This is a genomic window from Paraburkholderia sp. SIMBA_027, assembly GCF_046535315.1.
Classification (GTDB): domain Bacteria; phylum Pseudomonadota; class Gammaproteobacteria; order Burkholderiales; family Burkholderiaceae; genus Paraburkholderia; species Paraburkholderia tropica.
On sequence record NZ_JAWRWY010001175.1, the window covers coordinates 1 to 252 of the forward strand.

The 252-nt window shown below is 58.3% G+C and carries 1 pseudogene; it reads left to right on the forward strand.

From position 1 onward, the window contains the following. Positions 1-48 precede the first annotated feature (48 nt). Positions 49-252, forward strand: a pseudogene (locus SB764_RS42850) (hypothetical protein); the annotation flags it as partial.

Sequence of the window (252 nt, forward strand, 5' to 3'; positions counted from 1 at the left end):
GGGCGCCCCGGCGCCCTGCTTCCCCTCTCAAATGAAGCCGGAGGAAATATGTCGGGCGCATCCGCGGACGCACAGCCGGGCAGGGTCTATTGGTTTTACCTGATACCCGGAATGCTTGGTTTCGTGACCATCATTCTCATCCCGTTCGTCATGAATCTGATGATCAGCTTCACGACCTGGAAGGGCATCGGCATTCCGAAATTCGCCGGCCTGCGCAACTACGAACGGCTGCTGACGGACGATACGTTCTGG